General features: G+C 31.2%; 24 protein-coding genes and 3 pseudogenes. 4 read left to right on the top strand and 23 right to left on the bottom strand.

Annotated elements, in window-relative coordinates:
• Window positions 1-4: 4 nt before the first annotated feature.
• The 4 genes and pseudogenes from NMU03_RS16695 to NMU03_RS16715 form a co-directional block, all read right to left on the bottom strand.
• The gene (locus NMU03_RS16695; protein WP_290140048.1) at window positions 5-247 is read right to left on the bottom strand and encodes a hypothetical protein; all 243 of its coding nucleotides are present in this window, start codon (window positions 245-247) and stop codon (window positions 5-7) included.
• A 75-nt stretch (window positions 248-322) separates the two neighbouring features.
• Entirely contained in the window at window positions 323-1171 is an 849-nt protein-coding gene (locus NMU03_RS18150) for an EF-Tu/IF-2/RF-3 family GTPase (protein ID WP_290140051.1), read from the bottom strand.
• Between the two features lie 99 nt (window positions 1172-1270).
• Window positions 1271-1908, bottom strand: a pseudogene (locus NMU03_RS18155) (GTP-binding protein).
• 61 nt (window positions 1909-1969) lie between these two features.
• Window positions 1970-3186, bottom strand: a pseudogene (locus tag NMU03_RS16715) (aminopeptidase).
• A gap of 215 nt (window positions 3187-3401) precedes the next feature.
• Between NMU03_RS16715 and NMU03_RS16725 the strand changes: the two are divergent.
• The gene (locus NMU03_RS16725) at window positions 3402-3611 is read left to right on the top strand and encodes a cold-shock protein (RefSeq protein ID WP_290140055.1); all 210 of its coding nucleotides are present in this window, start codon (window positions 3402-3404) and stop codon (window positions 3609-3611) included.
• 33 nt (window positions 3612-3644) lie between these two features.
• On the opposite strand, the gene NMU03_RS16730 is transcribed toward NMU03_RS16725, so the two are convergent.
• The 14 genes and pseudogenes from NMU03_RS16730 to NMU03_RS16790 form a co-directional block, all read right to left on the bottom strand.
• Entirely contained in the window at window positions 3645-4022 is a 378-nt protein-coding gene (locus NMU03_RS16730) for a YbaN family protein (RefSeq protein WP_290140058.1), read from the bottom strand.
• Window positions 4023-4032: 10 nt separating this feature from the next.
• Window positions 4033-4296, bottom strand: a pseudogene (locus NMU03_RS16735) (nitrous oxide-stimulated promoter family protein); the annotation flags it as partial.
• 22 nt (window positions 4297-4318) lie between these two features.
• A complete protein-coding gene (locus NMU03_RS16740; RefSeq protein ID WP_290140061.1) occupies window positions 4319-5968 on the bottom strand; it encodes an amino acid ABC transporter ATP-binding/permease protein in 1650 nt (549 codons plus the stop codon).
• Window positions 5961-7022 (bottom strand): ABC transporter ATP-binding protein/permease, encoded by a 1062-nt coding sequence (locus tag NMU03_RS17895; protein WP_353956635.1) that lies wholly within the window; start codon window positions 7020-7022, stop codon window positions 5961-5963. The genes NMU03_RS16740 and NMU03_RS17895 overlap by 8 nt, the downstream gene beginning before the upstream one ends.
• 62 nt (window positions 7023-7084) lie before the next feature.
• Window positions 7085-7681, bottom strand: coding sequence for an ABC transporter transmembrane domain-containing protein (locus NMU03_RS17900; protein WP_353956636.1), 597 nt, complete (start codon window positions 7679-7681; stop codon window positions 7085-7087).
• Window positions 7682-7795: 114 nt separating this feature from the next.
• A complete protein-coding gene (locus NMU03_RS16750; RefSeq protein ID WP_290140063.1) occupies window positions 7796-8116 on the bottom strand; it encodes a hypothetical protein in 321 nt (106 codons plus the stop codon).
• A complete protein-coding gene (locus tag NMU03_RS16755) occupies window positions 8113-8646 on the bottom strand; it encodes a hypothetical protein (RefSeq protein WP_290140065.1) in 534 nt (177 codons plus the stop codon). Before NMU03_RS16755 ends, NMU03_RS16750 begins: the two co-directional genes overlap by 4 nt.
• Window positions 8643-9416 (bottom strand): ABC transporter ATP-binding protein, encoded by a 774-nt coding sequence (locus NMU03_RS16760; RefSeq protein ID WP_353956715.1) that lies wholly within the window; start codon window positions 9414-9416, stop codon window positions 8643-8645. Before NMU03_RS16760 ends, NMU03_RS16755 begins: the two co-directional genes overlap by 4 nt.
• 120 nt (window positions 9417-9536) lie before the next feature.
• Window positions 9537-9725 carry a DUF3021 family protein gene (locus NMU03_RS16765; RefSeq protein ID WP_290140067.1) on the bottom strand — a complete coding sequence of 63 codons (189 nt, stop codon included), beginning with the start codon at window positions 9723-9725 and terminating at the stop codon, window positions 9537-9539.
• Between the two features lie 29 nt (window positions 9726-9754).
• A complete protein-coding gene (locus NMU03_RS16770) occupies window positions 9755-9958 on the bottom strand; it encodes a hypothetical protein (protein ID WP_290140069.1) in 204 nt (67 codons plus the stop codon).
• Between the two features lie 10 nt (window positions 9959-9968).
• Window positions 9969-10406 (bottom strand): LytTR family DNA-binding domain-containing protein, encoded by a 438-nt coding sequence (locus NMU03_RS16775; RefSeq protein WP_290140071.1) that lies wholly within the window; start codon window positions 10404-10406, stop codon window positions 9969-9971.
• 139 nt (window positions 10407-10545) lie between these two features.
• A complete protein-coding gene (locus NMU03_RS16780) occupies window positions 10546-11361 on the bottom strand; it encodes a metallophosphoesterase (protein ID WP_290140073.1) in 816 nt (271 codons plus the stop codon).
• Between the two features lie 35 nt (window positions 11362-11396).
• Window positions 11397-11963 (bottom strand): SMC-Scp complex subunit ScpB, encoded by a 567-nt coding sequence (scpB, locus tag NMU03_RS16785; RefSeq protein WP_290140075.1) that lies wholly within the window; start codon window positions 11961-11963, stop codon window positions 11397-11399.
• Window positions 11963-12691 (bottom strand): segregation/condensation protein A, encoded by a 729-nt coding sequence (locus NMU03_RS16790; RefSeq protein ID WP_290140077.1) that lies wholly within the window; start codon window positions 12689-12691, stop codon window positions 11963-11965. The genes scpB and NMU03_RS16790 overlap by 1 nt, the downstream gene beginning before the upstream one ends.
• Window positions 12692-12923: 232 nt before the next feature.
• On the opposite strand from NMU03_RS16790, the gene NMU03_RS16795 reads away from it, so the two are divergent.
• The 3 genes from NMU03_RS16795 (at window position 12924) to NMU03_RS16805 (ending at window position 15094) form a co-directional block, all read left to right on the top strand.
• Window positions 12924-13325: a transposase gene (locus NMU03_RS16795; protein ID WP_290142382.1), complete on the top strand. Its 402-nt coding sequence runs from the start codon at window positions 12924-12926 to the stop codon at window positions 13323-13325.
• Window positions 13326-13461: 136 nt separating this feature from the next.
• Window positions 13462-13638, top strand: coding sequence for a hypothetical protein (locus NMU03_RS16800; RefSeq protein ID WP_290140080.1), 177 nt, complete (start codon window positions 13462-13464; stop codon window positions 13636-13638).
• A 247-nt stretch (window positions 13639-13885) separates the two neighbouring features.
• Window positions 13886-15094: an IS256 family transposase gene (locus tag NMU03_RS16805; RefSeq protein WP_290140083.1), complete on the top strand. Its 1209-nt coding sequence runs from the start codon at window positions 13886-13888 to the stop codon at window positions 15092-15094.
• Window positions 15095-15991: 897 nt separating this feature from the next.
• Here the strand turns inward: NMU03_RS16805 and NMU03_RS16810 are convergent.
• The 5 genes from NMU03_RS16810 to spoVAE form a co-directional block, all read right to left on the bottom strand.
• On the bottom strand, window positions 15992-16249 hold the full coding sequence (locus tag NMU03_RS16810; protein ID WP_290140086.1) for a type II toxin-antitoxin system Phd/YefM family antitoxin: 258 nt from the start codon (window positions 16247-16249) through the stop codon (window positions 15992-15994).
• A gap of 103 nt (window positions 16250-16352) precedes the next feature.
• Window positions 16353-17621 carry an L-cysteine desulfidase family protein gene (locus NMU03_RS16815; protein ID WP_290140089.1) on the bottom strand — a complete coding sequence of 423 codons (1269 nt, stop codon included), beginning with the start codon at window positions 17619-17621 and terminating at the stop codon, window positions 16353-16355.
• 108 nt (window positions 17622-17729) lie between these two features.
• Window positions 17730-18194: an ATP-binding protein gene (locus NMU03_RS16820; RefSeq protein ID WP_290140091.1), complete on the bottom strand. Its 465-nt coding sequence runs from the start codon at window positions 18192-18194 to the stop codon at window positions 17730-17732.
• Between the two features lie 93 nt (window positions 18195-18287).
• Window positions 18288-19559, bottom strand: a complete 1272-nt coding sequence (locus tag NMU03_RS16825) for a spore germination protein (protein WP_290140093.1) — start codon at window positions 19557-19559, stop codon at window positions 18288-18290.
• Window positions 19556-19906 carry a stage V sporulation protein AE gene (spoVAE, locus tag NMU03_RS16830; protein ID WP_290140095.1) on the bottom strand — a complete coding sequence of 117 codons (351 nt, stop codon included), beginning with the start codon at window positions 19904-19906 and terminating at the stop codon, window positions 19556-19558. The genes NMU03_RS16825 and spoVAE overlap by 4 nt, the downstream gene beginning before the upstream one ends.
• Window position 19907 lies beyond the last annotated feature (1 nt).

Consider the following 19907-nt stretch of genomic DNA (forward strand, 5'->3'; position numbering starts at 1 on the left):
AACATCATGATTTCTCATCAGATGTATAATGTTTTATCAAACGAAAATATTCTTTAAACTCTGTTTCACTACAACTTAAAGAAAATTCTTCTCCATAAATCTTATAAAATGAAACTTCCATGTCACCTGTACGAATCATACATGCATAAATCTGATTCTTTTGAAAAATAATCAATTCTTCTTTACCAATGACCATTTGCATATCCTGAATACAACGACAATAACAACGTTTTCCTTCATTAGCCACAGGTGACACCTCCTTAAATGTATTCTATCACTTTTTGAATGGCTAAAAAGAAAAATGATACTCGGTGAGTATCATTTAGTTTTGAGAAAATTCAGCTAAAACAAGGTCTGGGTTTTTATCCGTTGCCCAACGTACACCCCATTCATTAGAGAATAATAATAGATATTGTCCTTTTAAATCCTGTACTTTCTTTGTATCTGAAGAAAGATTAAGCTTTTTAAAATCAACTTCATTATTTTTAATCCAGCGAATAAATTGATAAGGCAATGGTGTACTTATAATATCGACATTATATTCATTCTTTAAACGATAAGCTAAAACTTCAAATTGAAGCACACCGACAACACCAACAATGATTTCTTCCATACCGCCACCAAGTTCAGTAAAAATCTGAATGGCACCTTCTTGAGCAATCTGTTCTACTCCTTTTACAAATTGTTTACGTTTCATTGTATCTTTATTTCTAATCATTGAAAAATGTTCAGGCGCAAATGTTGGAATACCTTCATAGGCAAATTTATTTTTGGCTGTACATAAAGTATCCCCGATTGAAAAAATACCTGGATCAAAGACACCGATAATATCACCTGAATAAGCTTCTTCCACTTCTTCACGATTTTCAGCCATTAATTGTTTAGACTGATTGAGTTTAATTTTCTTGTTGCCTTGATAATGGAAAACTTCCATTCCCTTAGTAAACTTTCCAGAACAAATACGCATAAAAGCCATACGGTCACGATGGGCTTTATTCATATTGGCTTGAATCTTAAAGACAAAGGCACTGAAATCTTCAGAAAATGGATCAATTTCACCAATATTACTTTGACGTGGTAATGGTGATGAAGTCATGGATAAAAAGTGTTTTAAGAAAGGTTCAACACCAAAGTTTGTTAAAGTAACCAAAGCAAACTGGTGAAAGTTCACCTTTTTGGACACGTTCTAAATCAAACTCAGCCCCTGCACCATCTAATAATTCAATATCATCTTGTAACTGTTGATATAATGTATCGCCTAACTGTTCTTTTAAACTTTCATCTTTAGCATCACATATCGTGACATCAACTTCTTTTTCCCACCTTGAACAGGAATAAAACGAATGACTTCATCTTTTTGACGTTCATAGACACCTTTAAAGTCTTTTCCACAACCAATTGGCCAATTGACAGCACATGTTTCAACACCCAATTCACGTTCAATTTCTTCCATTAATTCATAAGGATCTTTGGCTTCTCGATCCATCTTATTAATAAATGTAAAAATGGGAATATGTCGCATCGCACAAACTTTAAAAAGTTTACGTGTCTGATCTTCGACACCTTTTGAACCATCTATCACCATGACAGCACTATCAGCTGCCATTAAAGTACGATAAGTATCTTCAGAGAAGTCCTGATGTCCTGGTGTATCCAATATATTAATACAGAAACCATCATAATTAAACTGTAAGACAGATGATGTGACAGAAATTCCTCTTTGTTTTTCGATTTCCATCCAGTCACTAACAGCATGTTTTGATTGTTTTTTCCTTTGACCATTCCGGCTTCCTGAATGGCACCTCCATAAAGAAGGAATTTTTCTGTTAAAGTTGTTTTCCCGGCATCCGGATGCGAAATAATCGCAAAAGTTCTACGTTTTTGTACTTCTTCTTTAAATTCTGACATGATTTTCCTCCTTCATATCTCCAAGAAAACATATTAAAGAAAATCTGAATATTTGTCAATTTTAAAATGCAAAGTTTCCATCTTTAAAAATCACAAATGTACTTCCATCTTCTAAAGTTGCTTCAATGGATAAATCTTTTGTCCCAATCATAAAATCAACATGTGTTAAAGAATCATTAATACCATGTTGATACAATTCTTCTTTATTCATTGTTAAACCATTTTGAATGCATTCACCAAAGCCTTTACCAATCGCTAAATGACATGAGGCATTTTCATCAAATAAAGTATTATAGAAAATCAAACCTAATTGACGAATTGGAGAATCATATGGCACCAATGCCACTTCTCCTAAATAATGGCTGCCTTCATCTGTTTCAATAATGCTTTTTAAGACATCTTCTCCCACTTTAGCATGATAGTCAACAATACGTCCATTTTCAAAAGTCATAGAAAACTCATCAATGATATGTCCTTGATAATGTAAAGGTAAAGCACTATAAACTGTTCCATTCACCTGATGAAAATCAGGTGATGTAAAAATTTCTTCTGTTGGTATATTAGGGAAAGAATAAATTCCATCCGTTGTATAGCTACCGCCACCTGCAAAAATATAATCCGGATTCAATCCGATTGTTAAATCTGTTCCTAATTGATTATGATAATGTAAAGTTTTGATTTTCTTTTCATTTAAGATTTGAATACGGCTTTCAAAAGAACGACGATGTTCGTTCCATGCTTCAATAGGGTTATCTGATTCACAGCGTGTCACTTTAAAAATTGCTTTCCATAAAGCCTCAACAGCTTCTTGATTACTCATTTCAGGAAAAACTTTATTTGCCCAACCTACACTAGGTGCCCCGACAATACACCAGCGATTAATACCTAAATCTAAAGCATCATAAAACGGCTTGCAAGCTTGACGTACAGCTTTACTCCAAGTTTGAATTTTTAGAGGATCGACATTTTTTAAATTTTCAGGGTTATCTGATTCAATCGAAACCAATGCCACATGTCTAGAAGCATATTCATTTTTTAATTCTTTGATATATGAAGGCACTCTTTCAAAATGTTCCTGATCACAGTTTTCATATCTTAAACGTGTCACTTCTTCATCACGATAATTGACAATGACATCTTTCGCACCAACTTCATAAGCTTTTTTGTTAGTAATCGTACTAACTGATAGCTATCAATAGACGCATCAATCATTAATTCCTGCCCTTTTTGTAAATTCACACCTTGTTTAATAATTAACTCAGCATATTTTTCTAACATCTTCAAACCACCTTTCCTATATTCAAATGATACCCTATTTTATTCTATTGTCAACAAGAACTTGTACCACAAACAAGTCTATGTTATAATAAAAAAGCAAAGGAACATAGCACGTATTTTTAAAAGTATTAGTTATTCTTCAAAGCTAAGATTTATTAGTCGTTTAAAAATGAAGTACTGGTTTTTTGCGAAATCTTTTAAGGAGGTACTTCATAATGAGTACAGGTAAAGTGAAATGGTTTAAATCTGATAAGGGTTATGGTTTCATTACTATGGAAGGACAAGACAAAGATATCTTTGTTCATTTTTCTTCTATTAACGCTGAAGGATTTAAAACTTTACAAGAAGGTCAAACTGTTGAATTTGATGTTGTTGAAGGAGATAGAGGACCTCAAGCTACTAACGTAACAGTTATTAGTGATTAAACCATGTAAAAAACACATCTTCGGATGTGTTTTTTATATACTCTCTTGAGGAGCTTTGATGGTTTCAATTTTGACAAGGAAATAATAATATTTAAAGCAATATAAACCAATTATCAATAGTCTTAGTAATAATAAATCAGTCAAAATCAAAGGAAAAGCTAACATAATACTAGCAAAACTTAAAATACAGACTTTTGTTTTTAGTGTCATCGCACGTCTTTTTACAAACGAATCTAAATGCTTTTGATAAATCTTTGAAGAAACAAACCACTGGTGGACACGTTTTGAACTACGGGCAAAACAAAATCCAGCTAATAAAAGAAAAGGTGTTGTTGGTAAGATTGGTAAAACAATCCCAATACACCCTAATGCAAGACTCATCATTCCAATGAATAAATAGATATATTTCATAAATTTCCTCCTATATTTTTAATGCATGACGTAAAGCCATGATGGGATGATAAAAAATCATTCTTGGTCCACTATAACGCATAACCTGTTTAATTTGTTTTTGCATAGTCTTTTCATAACAGTGGATACGACATTGACTACAAAAAGTCTTTTCTTTCATCATTGGGCATTTTTGAATACGTAGCGTAGCATAATTAATCAAAGTTTCTTCATCAATATCATTATGATGACGGCAGTATAAACGAATCATCAAAGTCACAATGTCAATTTCTCTTTGACGCTTTTTTCAATATCCATTAACTCACCCTGCCTTGATCCATATGAATCACTCTTTTGACAATCTTCATCGTTGATTCACGATGCGAAACCAAAATAATCGTTCTTTCTTTTTCATTTTGTAATGCCTTTAAGATAATTCCTTCATTTAAAACATCTAAATTACTTGTTGGTTCATCTAATAAAATACATTCTGCCTGACTTAAAAATGCTCTGGCTAAAGCCATTCTTTGTTTTTCTCCACCAGATAATGAACTTCCTAATTCACTAATAGGTGTTTGATAGCCTTCTGGTAATGTCATAATCCAGTCATGTAAACTAGCTTTTTTGCAAGCTTCTTGGATTTCTTGTAATGATGCATCTAATTTAGCAATCCTAATATTGTTTTCGATGGTATCATGGAATAAAACCGTTTCTTGCGTCACATAGGCAAACATATGGCGCATGGATGATGTGTTAATTTTTGATAATTCACGTTCATTGATTTGAATGACACCACAATGAGGATCATAGAAACGCATAAGTAATTTTAATAAGGTTGATTTGCCACTCCCACTTTTTCCAATAATTCCTGTTATCTCTCCTTTATAAAAATCAAGAGAAAGATTTTGTAAAATTGGATCATCATCTTCATAAGCAAATGAAACATCTTGAAGTTGAATATTTCCAAAATCAATTTCTGGTTGTTGAGTCACTTCGGGAATCAATTCTTTTTCTTCAAGAATCGCCATGACACGACGTCCACTGCTTAAAGTCGATAAAAGGTTATTGGCAAGGTTGGATAAAGCCATCACTGGACCAAAGCTTGAAAGCATCAACACAACAGCTGCAATGACTCTATAAACACTGACTTCATTTTGTAAATAAAGCATATACATAACAACAAACATGATAACTGATGAAATAGAAATCAATAATTGTGAAGAAACCAATTGTAAAGATTCAATCTTCTTCATTTGTCCTTGTAAATCCTCAATTTCATCACTTTTATGCATCATCTGTTGTAAACGTGATGATCCAGCATTATATTGAAGTAAAGTAGATAAACCACGATAACTTTCTAATAAGAAACTACTCATATTGCCAATTTCATCACGATTTTTCTGTCCAATTTCATGTCCTTGATGATGTACATAAAAAGGAATCACGATCGCCATTACTAGATAGGCAATCATCGCTATAATCATGGCATAGATATGAAGATGCGCAAAGAATTTGAGTAATATCAAAGATGTCAACAAAGCAATCATCACTGGTGAAATGGTATGGGCATAGAAAACTTCTAATAACTCAATATCATTAGTAATAATAGAAATCAGATTTCCTTTGTCTTTACCATCTAATTTAGCTGGCGCTAAACGTCTTAAGGCTGTATAAACATGATCACGAATAATGGCTAATAATTTAAACGCAATATAGTGATTAGTCGCCTGTTCACCATAATGTAAGACACCTCTTAAAATTGCTAATATCAGTAAAATAACCAAAAGCGAAGACAATGGAAAATGAGAATGCATGCCCGTAACTTGTAAAACAGCCATCACGGAAATAACCGGAATCCCAATCGCACAAAGAAAACCTAAAACACCAAGTATCACCGCTCCTATCATTGGAAGTGTTAATGGTTTAACAAGTTTTAACATTTTGATAATTAATTGTACATTACTCATAACTATAAACCTCCAATTCCTGCTGTGTCTGATACATTGTGTGATATAAACCTTTTTGTTGCATTAAAGCAAAATGTGTTCCTTGTTCAACCAAACATCCTTTTTGAATCACATAAATATTGTCACAATCCACAACGCTTTTTAAACGATGCGTAATAAAAATAACAGTTTTTATTTTAGATAATTCCTGAATCATCGCTAAAATATGATTTTCACTTTCCACATCAATATTACTTGTTGCTTCATCAAAAATATAAATATCACAATCTTTCAATAACGCTCTTGCAAGATTTAAACGTTGTTTTTGTCCGCCTGATAAATTACTTCCACTTTCTAATAAGAACGTATTTAAACCATCTTGTTCACGGAAGAATCCAGCTAAACGGACTTTTTCTAAAACATTCCATAATTGTTCATCACTATATTGTGAAAAAATATCTAAATTATCTCTTAATGTTCCTTTCCATATCATTGGATCATGTGTGACATACATCACATGATTCATAAAATCATGATCATTGATTTCATGACGCTGATGTTTACCGATATATAAATTGCCTTTTTGATAACGATGATAACCCATAATTAATTTGGCAATTGTACTTTTCCCTGAACCACTTTCACCAACAATACCAATAAATTGTTGAGGTTGAATCTGTAAAGAAATATCTTTAAGAATTGATCGACTTTCATCATATTGAAAATCAACATGTTCTAAAGTGATAGGACATGGTAAAGAAAGTGTTTCAGTGCCTTGTTGTTGGGTTGGTAAATCTAAAATTTTAAAAATCTTATCACTAGCAGCGATTCCATTCATCGCAATATGAAAAAATGACCCTAACTGTCTAAGCAGTATAAAAAATTCAAAAGATACCAGTAAAATAAACAAAGCACCAAATAATGATAAAGTCTGATCTTGAAAATGCATAATGGCAAAGAAACTGCCAAGTCCTGCTCCACCATATGCCACAATATCCATCACACTGATACTATTAAGTTGCATAATCAAAACACGCATTGTCACACGTCTGAAGTTTTCAGCTTCTTGATTCATTTGTTGTTGTTTAAAAGCATCACTTTGATAAATTTTGAGGGTTGTTAAACCTTGAAGGTTTTCTAAAAACTATCTCCTAATGTTGTATAACTGTTCCAATATTTGGCTAGTAATTTTTTTGCAAATTTTTGTACCAAAACAATAGATAGAGGAATCAATGGTACACAGATAAATAAAACCAAAGCACTTTTCCAATATAAAAAAGCAGTCAAAACAAATAATGTGAGAGGAGCTAAAACACTATAAAAAAGCTGTGGTAAATATAATGAAAAATAGGTTTCTAACTGATTAATTCCTTCAACGGATAATTGGACAAGCTCACTTGTTTTGACATCATCTTGATAATGATTTCCTAAACTCAAAACTTTTTCAAAAACACGTTGACGTAGCGTCTTTTTAACAAGACTTGCTCCTTTATAAGAATAATAAGTTGATTTCTTTAAAACATATGCTCTGACAATAAATAATACAATCATCAAAGCGATGATTATCATCATATGATTGATTGTCAGTTGTTCATGAAATAATTGTCCAAATAATAAACATAATAAAACGGTAAACGCAATATTCATTAATAAGGCTATCCATTGACAGAGAACCTGTTTATATATATAAGGTTTTGCGTTTGGCATTTCTTTTAATAATCTTTTGTCAAACATTCTTTTTCTCCTTTATTGTTAGTTATAACTAACCAAGCTAGAGATATGTTAGCATAGAGTAACTGTTAAGTCAAATAAAATTTCAACAAAAAACACCTTTGTAGATGTTTCGTTTTAATCTTTTCTTTTCACAAAATAGAAAGTCATTCCTAGAAAAAGAAATGTGAAAATAATCATATATAAAATATTAGAAAAAGAGGATAAAGTCACATGACCAAAAGAATAAAATACACCAAATGTTTCTTGAAAGTTTGTTACAAAAACATCAGATACATTTTGAAAACATGTTGACATAGATGTTTCCATCATGATTTGTCTTAATAACGCTGCTCCATGTGATGTTGGAAACAACTTGATTAACCATTGTAAAGCCTCTGGCAATGAACCAATGGGCACATAGATTCCTGTCATAAAACCAATTAATGTACCAATCAATGTTGTGGCTGTGGAAAAAGCATGATGACTTTTAAAAAAGAAGTGAAATAAAACATCATACTTCCATTCATAATAACAACCAGAAATAAAATCATGATGATTTTAAAAGTTGTTATCCATCCAAACCAATTGCCACCTGTATATAAAATATAGATTTGAGCAAAGAGTAAAGTTATTAAAGATAAAACATATCCAACAATTAATCCGGCAATATAATAACTAAAAATCAATACTTTTTTATGAATTGGTGAACAATCAAAATCTTTTTCTATCATTTTTGCACGATCTTCCACCATCATACTAAAAGTTGCAATCGTTGTTGATACAGAAGAAGTTGCTAAAATTCCTGCCATGACCCACTGATTCATTAATTGAGATGCCCCTTGAATTTGTGAAAGTGATGATGTATAGGTATCTGATAAAAATACAATATACAACACAATCATAATAAATGATGAAAGTAGAGAAAAGAATACCGCCACTTTATCTCTAAAATAAAGTTTTAAAACTCTTAAAGTTAATATTCTCATATTTTTAATTCCTTTCCCGTGACTTTTAAGAAAACATCCTCTATATTTCCTTTAATCACTTCAAAATCAATAATATCTTTTTGAAATTGTTTTAAAATATCATAAGCCTCTGTCGTATGATTCAAATAAATAACAATATAATCTTCATGAATTTCGATAGGATAAGGCAATAACTTTATTTGTTTTGGAAATGCTTGATTTTGATAATAGAGGATAAGACGCTCTTTAGCATAACACTGTCTAAGTTGCAAAGGTGAACCTTGGGCAACAATCTTGCCTTCATCCATAATCACAATATAATTGGCATGATTGGCTTCTTCCATATAATGCGTTGTTAAAAAGATAGTCATATGATTTTTCCTATGTAATGCCATTATCGTTTTCCAGACATGTTGCCTTGTTTGTGGATCTAATCCCGTTGTTGGCTCATCTAAAAACAAGATTTGAGGTTGATGGATGATAGCTCTAGCAATATCACAACATCTTTTCTGTCCGCCGGATAATGTTCCATATAAGCGATTGGCATAATGTTCGATTTCCATCTCTTTCATCACTTTTTGAACAGCATTTTTTATATCTTGATAGGAAGAATAGTATAATGCTGCTCGTGTCATGAGATTTTCTTCTACGGTCAACAAATCATCTAATAAATGATTTTGAAAAACAATACCGATGGATTCTTTGATTTTTAGATTCTCTTTATTCAATTGATAATTATTGATAAAAACATAACCAGAATCGGCTTTTAATAATGTACATAAAATATTGATTGTTGTACTTTTGCCTGCCCCATTGCTTCCTAAAAAGCAAAGAACTCTCCTTCATTGACATGAAAACTGACATCTTGCACGGCATGTATATGATCAAAAGTTTTCTCTAAGTGTTGAACATCAATGATTTTCATGATTCCATTCCTCAATCTTCTGATTAATTTTTTGAGCAAGATATTGATCATGATAATAAATCACAATATATGTGACGACAAATACCATCATACATATCAATGCTACTTCTATAATATATATCCACTTCCATTCAAACCAATGAAAAACACCACCACCGATTCCATAAACAACCATAAAAATTTCTCCTAAAATCATAAGACACTCTAACCAAAAAACGGAAATTCAAAATAAGTCGTTATCGTAATCAATAATGAAATCAAAGTTGTAACAATGAAAAAAGAAAAATAAACTTGATGACTCCCTATCATCACAGCTGATGGAAAAAATGATAATAAAAACATAATGCCAGATAAAACTGTATATGAGATACAATCACATAAAAGAAATGATATCAGTTTTTGTTTCATAATGTTCCTCCTATAATCCAAATTTCTTTTTAAAGGCAGATAAGTAATGTCGATTAATAATTAAATGCTCTTGATTCACTAAAGTGATTTCCATTCTTCCACCTAATAACGATTTTACAGATTTTAAATAATGAATATTGACAATGGTGTTCTTACTGATTCTTACAAAAGATGTCTTTTTAAGTTGATTCTCCCATTCATATAATTTATTTTTCGAATAATAGAATTGATCTTTCGTATAAAGAAATGTCTTATCATCTACTGATTCTATATAATAAATATCTTTTAAATAAATACAATATGTTTGAGATTCATCATAACCTAATGTTGTTTGAGAAAATGATTGTAAGTAATGCAAGAGTTCTTTTGTTTCATAATCTAAAGGTTTATTGTGATAAATATGAACTTCTGTTTCTTGAAGTTCTTGATGATGACATATTATTTGCATACCATCCCTCCTTGTTTTCATTATCCTTTATCCGATAGGTATTATCAAGTGAATATCGATAAGATACCATTTTCACCCTGTCACTTACTTTTCTTCAAAATAAAAAAGCTACTTATTCACAAAATAAATAGCTCAATACTTAAAATTTATTGTTTACAATATCATAAGCAACCCATTGATTATCTTTTTTTATTATGCCATGATATTGAAGTGTTTGTTGATCAATTTGCAAGACATTTAAAAAATGTGTTTGAATGACTGATGAATCAATATAAATAAAATCTCCAAAACGACAAATACGATGAAAATCGGGTTGTTTCATGATTTGATGTGTTCCCACATGCCCTGCAATGACTGTTTTATAGAATTGTCCCATACATGGTGGAAATTGCATCAAATAATGATTGACATCAGATACCTCCTTCCAAAGTTCAGGTTGTTCTTTGATGATTTCAATACCAGCATGGACAAAAATATGATGGGATGTTTCATAATAATATGGTAATTGTTCTAACCATGCCACTAAGGTTTGATGTCTTTGACAAATAAGTTGACGACACTTTTCATACATATTTTGAATTAACAAGAATCGGTCTTGATACAATTGACAAGCTTGTTGATAAATAGCATCAAATTCTTCTTCACTCATAAAACTTTCTAAAGTTTCAAAATGAATATCTATTTGAATATTTAAATCACTTGTACGTTGTTGCAAAAAAGCTGACAGCCATTCTTCATGGTTTCCTCTTAAAGCAATGACTTGTTGAGGATAAGTTTGTTGGAGATGATAAATATATTGTAAAGCTTGATAAGAATTGCCTTGATAGCCACCATCAACATAATCTCCAAGTAAAATTAGTTGATCGCCTTTTTTAAAACAAACATGGGTATCAACAATTTCTTGCAATAAATCATATCTGCCATGAATATCTGAAATTGCATAAAGACATGCCATAAAATCTTCTCCTTAACAAAAAAGCACAAATGTGCTTATTCTTCTGTATATTTAGTATTAAAAATATCTTCCTGATCAAAATCTTCTTTCATTTCTTTTAATTCAGGCAATTCATCTAAAGATGTTAATGAAAAAGCATCCATAAATTCATCAGTGACTCCATATAAAATAGGTTTTCCTGGTGTATCTTCTCGTCCAACTTCTTTAATTAGTGCTTTGGCAGCTAATTTTCTAATCATTGCATCACAACCCACTCCTCGTATTTCTTCAATACGAACACGTGTAACCGGTTGATTATAAGCAATAATAGCTAAAGTTTCTAAAGCGGCATTGGATAATGTATTTTCATTTTGTTCTATCATTCTTTGATAATATTCATGATGTTGAGATAAGGTTGCCAATTTATAAACACCACCAAAATTAACCAATTCAAAACCTTTAATGACACGATCATTTTCTATTTGAATCAGTTCATCAAGATATTGCGTAGCTTCTTTTTTACTTAATTTGAGAATCGAAGAAATCTGTTTGACAGTCAAGCCTTCATCACCTGATAAAAACAACATTCCTTCAATAACACTTAATATTTCATTTTTATCCATCAAACTCTCTCCTTCAAATAAATATCTTCAAAATTCCCATCTTGTTCAATGATTAATTCATTTTTATTCACTAAGACAAGAATAGATAAAAAAGTAATAACGAAAAAGATTTTCGTTGGTTCTTCAAATAAATCTTCTAATTTAACTTTTTGGTTTTTATGTAAACGAAAATATTGTCTAATTTGATCACTACGTTCATCAATAGATATTTCCACACGAGCAATTTTAGATTCTAATGGGGCATGTAATGCTTTTCTTTGAAACATTTTTTGCATCGCACGAATTAAATCATAGACTTCTAAATTATCTGGAATCATATCTGTTGTATCAATCACATATTCATCCATAAAAGCAGGTGCTTTGGTATGAATATACTGTCTTTGTTCATATTTTTCTTTAAATTCATCTAAAACATCTTTATATTTTTTATATTCAATCAATCGTTGTATCAATTGTTCACGTGGATCAGGTTGATAATCATCTTCTAATTCCACTTTTTGAGCTGGTAAAAGCATTTTACTTTTCATTTCTATCAATTGTGCTGCCATAACTAAATATTCTGACATGGTTTCTAATTGATAAGCATCCATTTGATTTATATAAGTTAAATATTGATCGGTAATAACTGAAACTTCTAATGTTTCTAAATCCATTTCTTTTTCTTTAATTAAATGCAATAATAAATCTAATGGGCCTTGAAAATCTTCAAGAACAACTTCATATGCCATGCTTTCCACCTCACTTAGCTTTTGTATTATAACACAATGTCAAGATGATGTACATTGAAGATTTTATTCAAAAAGTTATTTCATAGACACGATTTATAAAAAAGATGAAACCACTTATAGCAAAGTAAAGTTTCATCTTTTTGTCATAGTATTTTACTGTTGATATTTCTCAATAATACATTGATGCTTCTTAGATTGTTTATCATAGTTGATAGATACAAGCAACAAGTTATTGAGATGTTGTTCTAATGCTTTTGGATATTGTCTGTCTTTAATTACCGAATATACCTACGAAACCGTCATTACCAATCTGGACAGGAATGAGTTTCCAGTGGAAGAAATCATAAAGATATACAATATGAGATGGGGCGAGGAAACCTCTTTTCGAGAACTCAAGTATGCCATTGGGCTCAATGCACTGCATGCCAAGAAAAGACAACTGATACAGCAGGAAATATATGCACGCATGCTTCTCTATAATTTCTGCCAGAGAATTGTGAGGGAAATCAAAGTACCCAAGAAGGACAAAATCAAATATACATACCAGATTAATTTTACAAGAAGCGTTCATATCATCAGAGAGTTTTTAAGAAAAAAGTGGAAAGAATCCACCTGTAGAGCATCTTATAGCTAAAGAGATTCTGCCAATCGCCTCGGTAGAAAATACAAGCGACAGGTCAAGCCAAAGACTGTCGTATACTTTAACTATAGATATGACTAACCATGTCCTATTATATATCATAAGCAAAGTAGTTTCAATACTACACTTTTTGACTTTCGGTTTAACAATAGAGAGAAGCAAATCGCTTAAAGGAAAGAGATATTACTGGTGCTATCAGATCAGTAAAGGGATACAGGAAATATTAAAATATGCACAAAAGGGAATCAAGGAGTTTCAAAATATAAGAGAGAAGCAGGAATACAGGCAGCTGCAACTGAAACTATAAAATGAACATATAGTAAATAATAAAAAAGGTCATGAAAATGACACTTTTTCAGCTACAATAAAAAGAGAACAAAAACAAAAAAGATGATATAGATAAGAAAACAAGGGTTATGACAATAAACAACAAGACATACCCTTCAAAAAAGAATACAAAAAACCGAAAGTCAAAAAAGGTAGTAAAAAGAAAGTTGTGTAAATAACGACAAAACGTCAATACTTAAATTATAAGAAAGACAGGAGAAAACGTTATGGACACAACTTTTAATTCTAAAGATTTAATCAAACAACTTGTTAAGGAACAACATTTTACATCAACAACAGATGTCATGAACTGTATGAAAGAGATGTTTGCTGATGTTCTTCAAGAAACACTTAATGCTGAAATGGATGATTATCTTGGTTTCGATAAATCCCAAAGAAGAGCAGATTCTTCTCAAGAGAAGAACTATCGTAATGGTTCTACTAAAAGAACTCTTAAAACTCAGCTTGGTGAAGTTCAAATTAATGTACCTAGAGATAGAAATGGCGAGTTTGAATCTGGCATTATTGGGAAATATCAAAGAAATGCTGATGGTCTTGAAGAAAGAATATTATCCCTTTATGCAACAGGTATGTCCTTGAATGATATCAAAGACCAGATTAAACAACTTTATGATGTTGATATCTCATCAGAATTGGTAAGCAAAATTACCGATAAGATTATGCCTATTGTTACTGATTGGCAAAACAGACCATTAGATAATTATTATCCATTTGTCTTTATGGATGCAATACATTATAAAGTCAGAGAAGATCATCATATCGTGACAAAAGCATCATATGTTGTTTTGGCCATTAATGAAGAAGGAATGAAGGAAGTGCTAGGTATTTGGGTTGGTGCAAGTGAATCAAGTAAATATTGGACAGGAGTTCTTAATGAACTGAAAAGTAGAGGTGTATCCAAGGTTTCACTATTCTGCGTTGATGGATTGACAGGTTTTAAAGAAGCAATAGAAGCAGTTTATCCAACAGCTAGAGTTCAAAGATGTATTATCCATCAAATTAGAAACAGCACCAAATTTGTAAGTTATAAACATATCAAAGAATTCATGAAAAATCTTAAATTGGTCTACCAGGCAAATACAGAAGAAATGGCATTGAATCAGTTATCAGTCTTCAAAGAGAAGTGGAATAAGCATTATCCATCAGCTGTAAAGAGTTGGGAAGACAATTGGGATATCTTATCAACATATTTTGATTATCCAGTGGAAATTAGAAAGGTCATCTATACAACAAATATAATAGAAGGGTTGAATAGGCAATTTAGAAAGATTACCAAAACAAAATCATCATTTCCAACCGATGAAAGTCTAAGAAAGATATTATATCTGGCAGTAGAAAAAATAAGTAAAAAGTGGACGGTAAGATATAGAGATTGGGATAAGATCATGGCACAATTAAGAATAATGGAAGAATAAGAAATAAGTCGAAAAAACGTGATAATTTGAAAAAAGCTAAATCATTCATGAGAAAAAAGTCAGGAAAGTTTGATTAAGATACTTTTAAGCATCAATAATCAAATCATTCCTGACAGTTCAAAACTTGATAAAGATCATGAAATATATTCAAAAAGACATACATTATAGTATAACCAAAAAAGAACAGGGTATACTTAAAATACGAAGAAAATATAATAATTTAAGTGGTTGTCGTACTTTGTCGTTATTTACTTACACAACATTTTACGTATTCTCTCAAAAAATATTTTTCTTTAAACTTTTTAATAAGTATGCTATATTAATAGTCGTAGAATAGTTAATTCTACGACTATTTTTTACTATAATTATATGACTAATATAAACAGTAATTCATTTTTGTGGATTCTGTTTTTTTAATTTTATAATAAGTAAGTTCATGACTAATATAAAAAACTTTGTTCATGTATCGTATATCCTCTAAAATAACGTATTATAGCCCTCACTTAAAACAAACTGTCAACTGGATTAAACATTCAACCATAACATTTTTATTATTATATTCATTTCACTACACATTAAATTAATCATAAAAAAGGATTATGCACATAGACATAATCCTCACATGTTTTAACAAATAAATATAATATTATGTGGTTTTCAATTATTTTTAATAAATTTACTCTTTTTAGAATAATCTGCTATAATCTCTTTTTGTATTAACCATTCGATAAATATATAGTAACATCAACAAGTTTTATAGTAGCAACATATGTTTGACTGATAACATATATTCTATAGCCTAACTGATTGAATCATTTATCTGGTATATGAACATCCACATCAGGTAAATCTTTTATTATTCTTAAAGTTTCCCATGCACGTGGAAGAATCTTAACTTTACATTTTGCCATTTCTTCTTTGCACAAGTGCCTTTCTAGCTTCAGCAATACTCATTGTAGGCTTTCCACTTAATCTTTCTTCTTCAGCATCAAATACACTAGCACGCAGATTCAATAACTGTTCTCTTCTTCCAAATGCCTCAATACTCATAAATATACCATCAGCCCCGCCATTTTTTGTAATATAGATTGGTTCTTCTGATTCTTTAGCTAAAGAATAATCATTTCTTAACATTGCAGACGGTTTAATAATCATAATCATCACCCTTTCTGTATCAACGTTATATCATAATTGTAGACTATATCAAAAAGTTTATATTCGAAATTAATTTTGAGATATTTTTTAATTTTATGTATGTCTAACGACACATCATTTTAATGATTTCTTTATCAGTTTCTTTCATACCATCACGTGATAGTTTACCAATATTACGGATTGTATTTTCAACACCTTTTAAAACAAGACCTTCACCATCTTTAAATTCACAACCATTTTTATACATATAATAACCAAGTATTCCAGCATCTACACTGGCTGCAATTTTACCAGCACAAGAAGGTTTGGCTCCATCACAGACAATTCCTGATACAATAGCTAAACCATTAACCATTGTATGGCAAATAGTCTCATAATCTCCACCAAGCAAATAAGCAATACCACACCCAGCTCCAATGCCGGCACTCACGGCTCCACAATAAGCTGATAAACGTCCTATTCCCGTTTTTTGATGAATCGTACAAAGATTAGAAACAACCAAAGCACGATAAAGTTCTTCCGATGTTTTATCAAGTTCTTTAGCGTAAACAATCACTGGTAAAGAAGCAGTCATTCCTTGATTTCCACTACCTGAATTAATAATTACAGGCATTTCACAGCCACTCATTCTTGCATCACTACCAGCTGCCGCATAGGCTTTGGCTTTAACCTTTATATCATCGCCATAAGTTTTCAATAAAATTTGTCCTACACAAGCACCCCAGTCATTGCTTAATCCTTCACAGGCAATCGCATAATTATAATCAATCTGTCTTTGTAAAATATCTTTAACATCTTCAATTTTAACCTGACTTGCAAATTCATAAATATCTTGAATATTTAATAAACTACGATCTGTTAAAGATTGATCTGATGAGGCTACCACACCCATTTCAAAAAGGACTTCACCATCTTTTTCAATATAAACAATATTCGTATGAAATCCAGCAATACGCACTTTTGCCTGATGATGTTTTCCAATCAATTCCACACATATATCTAAAGCACATTCACTTTCTAATGGTGAAATATCAATAGGTGTCTGTTGAAGCCATTTTGCCATCTCCTGTTTTTGATCTGCTGTCACATTCGCAATCACTTCTAACACATTTTCTGTGATGCCAGCGACAACACCTGCTGCCACACTTGAAGCAATTCCTTTTAAACCACCAGTATTAGGCACAACAACGCTTTTAACATTCTTGATAATATTTCCACTGACCTGAACATTAGCTTTGATGATTTCATCATCTAAGACATCACAGCATTTACTAGCACAATAAGCCAACGCTATTGGTTCAGTACAACCCATTGCTGGGACCAATTCTTCTTTTAAAATTTGAATATAAAGTTGATAATTCTTTTCTTCCATAATCTCTACTCTCCGTTACGTCTTTATTCTATCATTAAATAAAAGAACTGAAAAGAGATGTCAAGCGATTATTCAACAAATTTCGTCATACAAAATATTTTTGAAACTTCACTTTTTTAATTGATACTTTGTCGTTTTTCCTTTTCCATTTTTAACAATCATATCTTTTTCAAGTAATTTTTTGAGAACTCTATTTGTTTTTGCTTTATGAAAACCAATCATCTTATCTAATTGATTTCTCGTTAATAATTGATGTTTGTTTAAGCATTTGACAATCTCATTTTCTTTTTCTGATAAATCCAAGTAAGAATTAAAAACCGGAAGAATCACTAAAATAGAATTTTCAAACACACGGTATTTTGGTTTGACTAGACTTTCATGATATGCCTCATTTATTCTCCTTATACCTGTTCCCAATTTTTCAATATAGTTTAATCTAAAGAAAATATTACTTATGATTGGATTTCTAAATACTGAAATTTGACCATTCAAATATTCTTCAACAGAAATATCAGGCAATAAAGAACCTGGAGAACTTATTTCAATTCTATCATCAAACATACTTATTTTCACATTAGAATAGTTTTATATTATATTCGTTGCAAAACAACACGATTCTACACAAAGATATTTCATTATACAAAAAATATCTTCACAAAGAAGATATTAATTGTGTTTTGGTTTTCGAATTAAAAATTGTAATAAAGCTTTGCCGTGAAAAGGATATAAAGGATACAAATAAGATACTCCAAAAGTTTTAATACGTGCTAATCCTATCCATAAAATCAAATTAAAAAGAATAAATCCATAAATGTTTAAAAACATAATACCGATAATCATCATGACTTTAATATATTTATTTGTAAGAGATAATTCATAATTAGGTGTCGCAAAGCCACCAACTGTTCCAATCGCACAAAACATGAGAATATCTTCTGAGAAAAAACCCAATTGAATAGCAAATTCACCTAATAAGATAGCTGCAATCAAACCCATTGCATTGGATAATGATTCAGGTGTATGAACCGTCGCAATACGTAATAATTCAATGGATAATTCCATAATCAAAATTTGTATAAAAAAGGAGTAATCCCACTTTAAAAAGGATGAACTTAAAGCAAAAATGGGAACAAGATAGATTGATAAAAAGACTGCAGCCATACGAATCAAACGAATAAACGTTCCAATCAACGGGGTTTGACGATGTTCTTCAACATGTTCTAAGATTTCAAAAAGTGTTGCTGGCAACATCACCACAGATGATGATGTATCACAAATAATCGCAATATAGCCATGTTGAATATGCGTTGCAACAATATCTGGTCTTTCACTATAACGCACTAAGGGAAAAGGATTATAGCCTTGATTCAATAAAACTTCTTCTATTGCACGATCACTCATAATAAATTCTTGAGCCTGTACTTGTGAAATGCGATTAAGCAGTTGCTCTAAAACTTGTCTATTGACTTTATTTTCTAAATAAGCCACTGCAATATCAATGGGATTTTGTGTTCCCATTGTTGTGAGATGAAAACATAATTCAGGTGTTTTAATACGACGACGAATCAATCCAGTGTTATTTAGAATAGATTCATTAAAACCATCTTTAGCACCACGTACACTTTTTTCTGTTTCTGGTTCTTCAATCGAACGATTTGGATAATTCTTTGTATCCATGAGATATGTTGTTTCACCATCAAACAAAGCACAATTGCCACCTAAAACTGCTTTTTGTATCTTATATATATCATTGGTCGAAACAATCTCCACATCCCCCATATTTAAACAGTTCTCTAAATCTCTTCCTTCTTTATTTTCAATACCTTCTACCAGTCGAGAAATTAAAACATCGTTAGATAAACTTGCTAAAAAATAAAGATGAACAAATCGTCCTTTAAAATTTAAAATACGATGTTTTAAATCATAAGAATCATTCATGATTTTGGCTTAAATATAATCGCAACAAGAAAAGCAAAAAGAATGGCTGCACTAATACCAGCGGCTGTTAAATCGAACATCCCCATCGCAATTCCAAAAATACCATACTCTTTGGTTGCTGCCATTGCGCCATGCATTAAAGAATGTCCAAAACTGGTAATCGGTATTAAAGCTCCAGCATGAAAAATTTCAACAAGACGATCATAAATATGGAAAAGATCTAAAAACGAACCTAAAACAACAAATAAACTTGTAATATGTCCTGGGGTCAGACGACTATGATCATAAATCAATTGAGCAATCAGACATACCAAACCACTAAAGAAAAAAGCCATGATATAATTCATT

It is taken from the genome of Allocoprobacillus halotolerans (assembly GCF_024399475.1).
Classification (GTDB): domain Bacteria; phylum Bacillota_I; class Bacilli_A; order Erysipelotrichales; family Coprobacillaceae; genus Allocoprobacillus; species Allocoprobacillus halotolerans.

What these genes read in the sequence shown, in the direction of transcription:
- NMU03_RS16815 (WP_290140089.1), bottom strand. Translation starts at nt 17,621, where the DNA reads ATGGAAGAAAAGAATTATCAACTTTATATTCAAATTTTAAAAGAAGAA.
- NMU03_RS16780 (WP_290140073.1), bottom strand. Translation starts at nt 11,361, where the DNA reads ATGGCATGTCTTTATGCAATTTCAGATATTCATGGCAGATATGATTTA.
- scpB (WP_290140075.1), bottom strand. Translation starts at nt 11,963, where the DNA reads ATGGATAAAAATGAAATATTAAGTGTTATTGAAGGAATGTTGTTTTTA.
- NMU03_RS16755 (WP_290140065.1), bottom strand. Translation starts at nt 8,646, where the DNA reads ATGAGAATATTAACTTTAAGAGTTTTAAAACTTTATTTTAGAGATAAA.
- NMU03_RS16775 (WP_290140071.1), bottom strand. Translation starts at nt 10,406, where the DNA reads ATGCAAATAATATGTCATCATCAAGAACTTCAAGAAACAGAAGTTCAT.
- NMU03_RS16765 (WP_290140067.1), bottom strand. Translation starts at nt 9,725, where the DNA reads ATGGTTGTTTATGGAATCGGTGGTGGTGTTTTTCATTGGTTTGAATGG.
- NMU03_RS16770 (WP_290140069.1), bottom strand. Translation starts at nt 9,958, where the DNA reads ATGAAACAAAAACTGATATCATTTCTTTTATGTGATTGTATCTCATAT.
- NMU03_RS16825 (WP_290140093.1), bottom strand. Translation starts at nt 19,559, where the DNA reads ATGAATGATTCTTATGATTTAAAACATCGTATTTTAAATTTTAAAGGA.
- NMU03_RS16810 (WP_290140086.1), bottom strand. Translation starts at nt 16,249, where the DNA reads ATGATTATTAAACCGTCTGCAATGTTAAGAAATGATTATTCTTTAGCT.
- NMU03_RS16805 (WP_290140083.1), top strand. Translation starts at nt 13,886, where the DNA reads ATGGACACAACTTTTAATTCTAAAGATTTAATCAAACAACTTGTTAAG.
- NMU03_RS17895 (WP_353956635.1), bottom strand. Translation starts at nt 7,022, where the DNA reads ATGAATCAAGAAGCTGAAAACTTCAGACGTGTGACAATGCGTGTTTTG.
- NMU03_RS16730 (WP_290140058.1), bottom strand. Translation starts at nt 4,022, where the DNA reads ATGAAATATATCTATTTATTCATTGGAATGATGAGTCTTGCATTAGGG.
- NMU03_RS16790 (WP_290140077.1), bottom strand. Translation starts at nt 12,691, where the DNA reads ATGGCATATGAAGTTGTTCTTGAAGATTTTCAAGGCCCATTAGATTTA.
- NMU03_RS17900 (WP_353956636.1), bottom strand. Translation starts at nt 7,681, where the DNA reads ATGTTTGACAAAAGATTATTAAAAGAAATGCCAAACGCAAAACCTTAT.
- NMU03_RS16740 (WP_290140061.1), bottom strand. Translation starts at nt 5,968, where the DNA reads ATGAGTAATGTACAATTAATTATCAAAATGTTAAAACTTGTTAAACCA.
- NMU03_RS16725 (WP_290140055.1), top strand. Translation starts at nt 3,402, where the DNA reads ATGAGTACAGGTAAAGTGAAATGGTTTAAATCTGATAAGGGTTATGGT.
- spoVAE (WP_290140095.1), bottom strand. Translation starts at nt 19,906, where the DNA reads ATGAATTATATCATGGCTTTTTTCTTTAGTGGTTTGGTATGTCTGATT.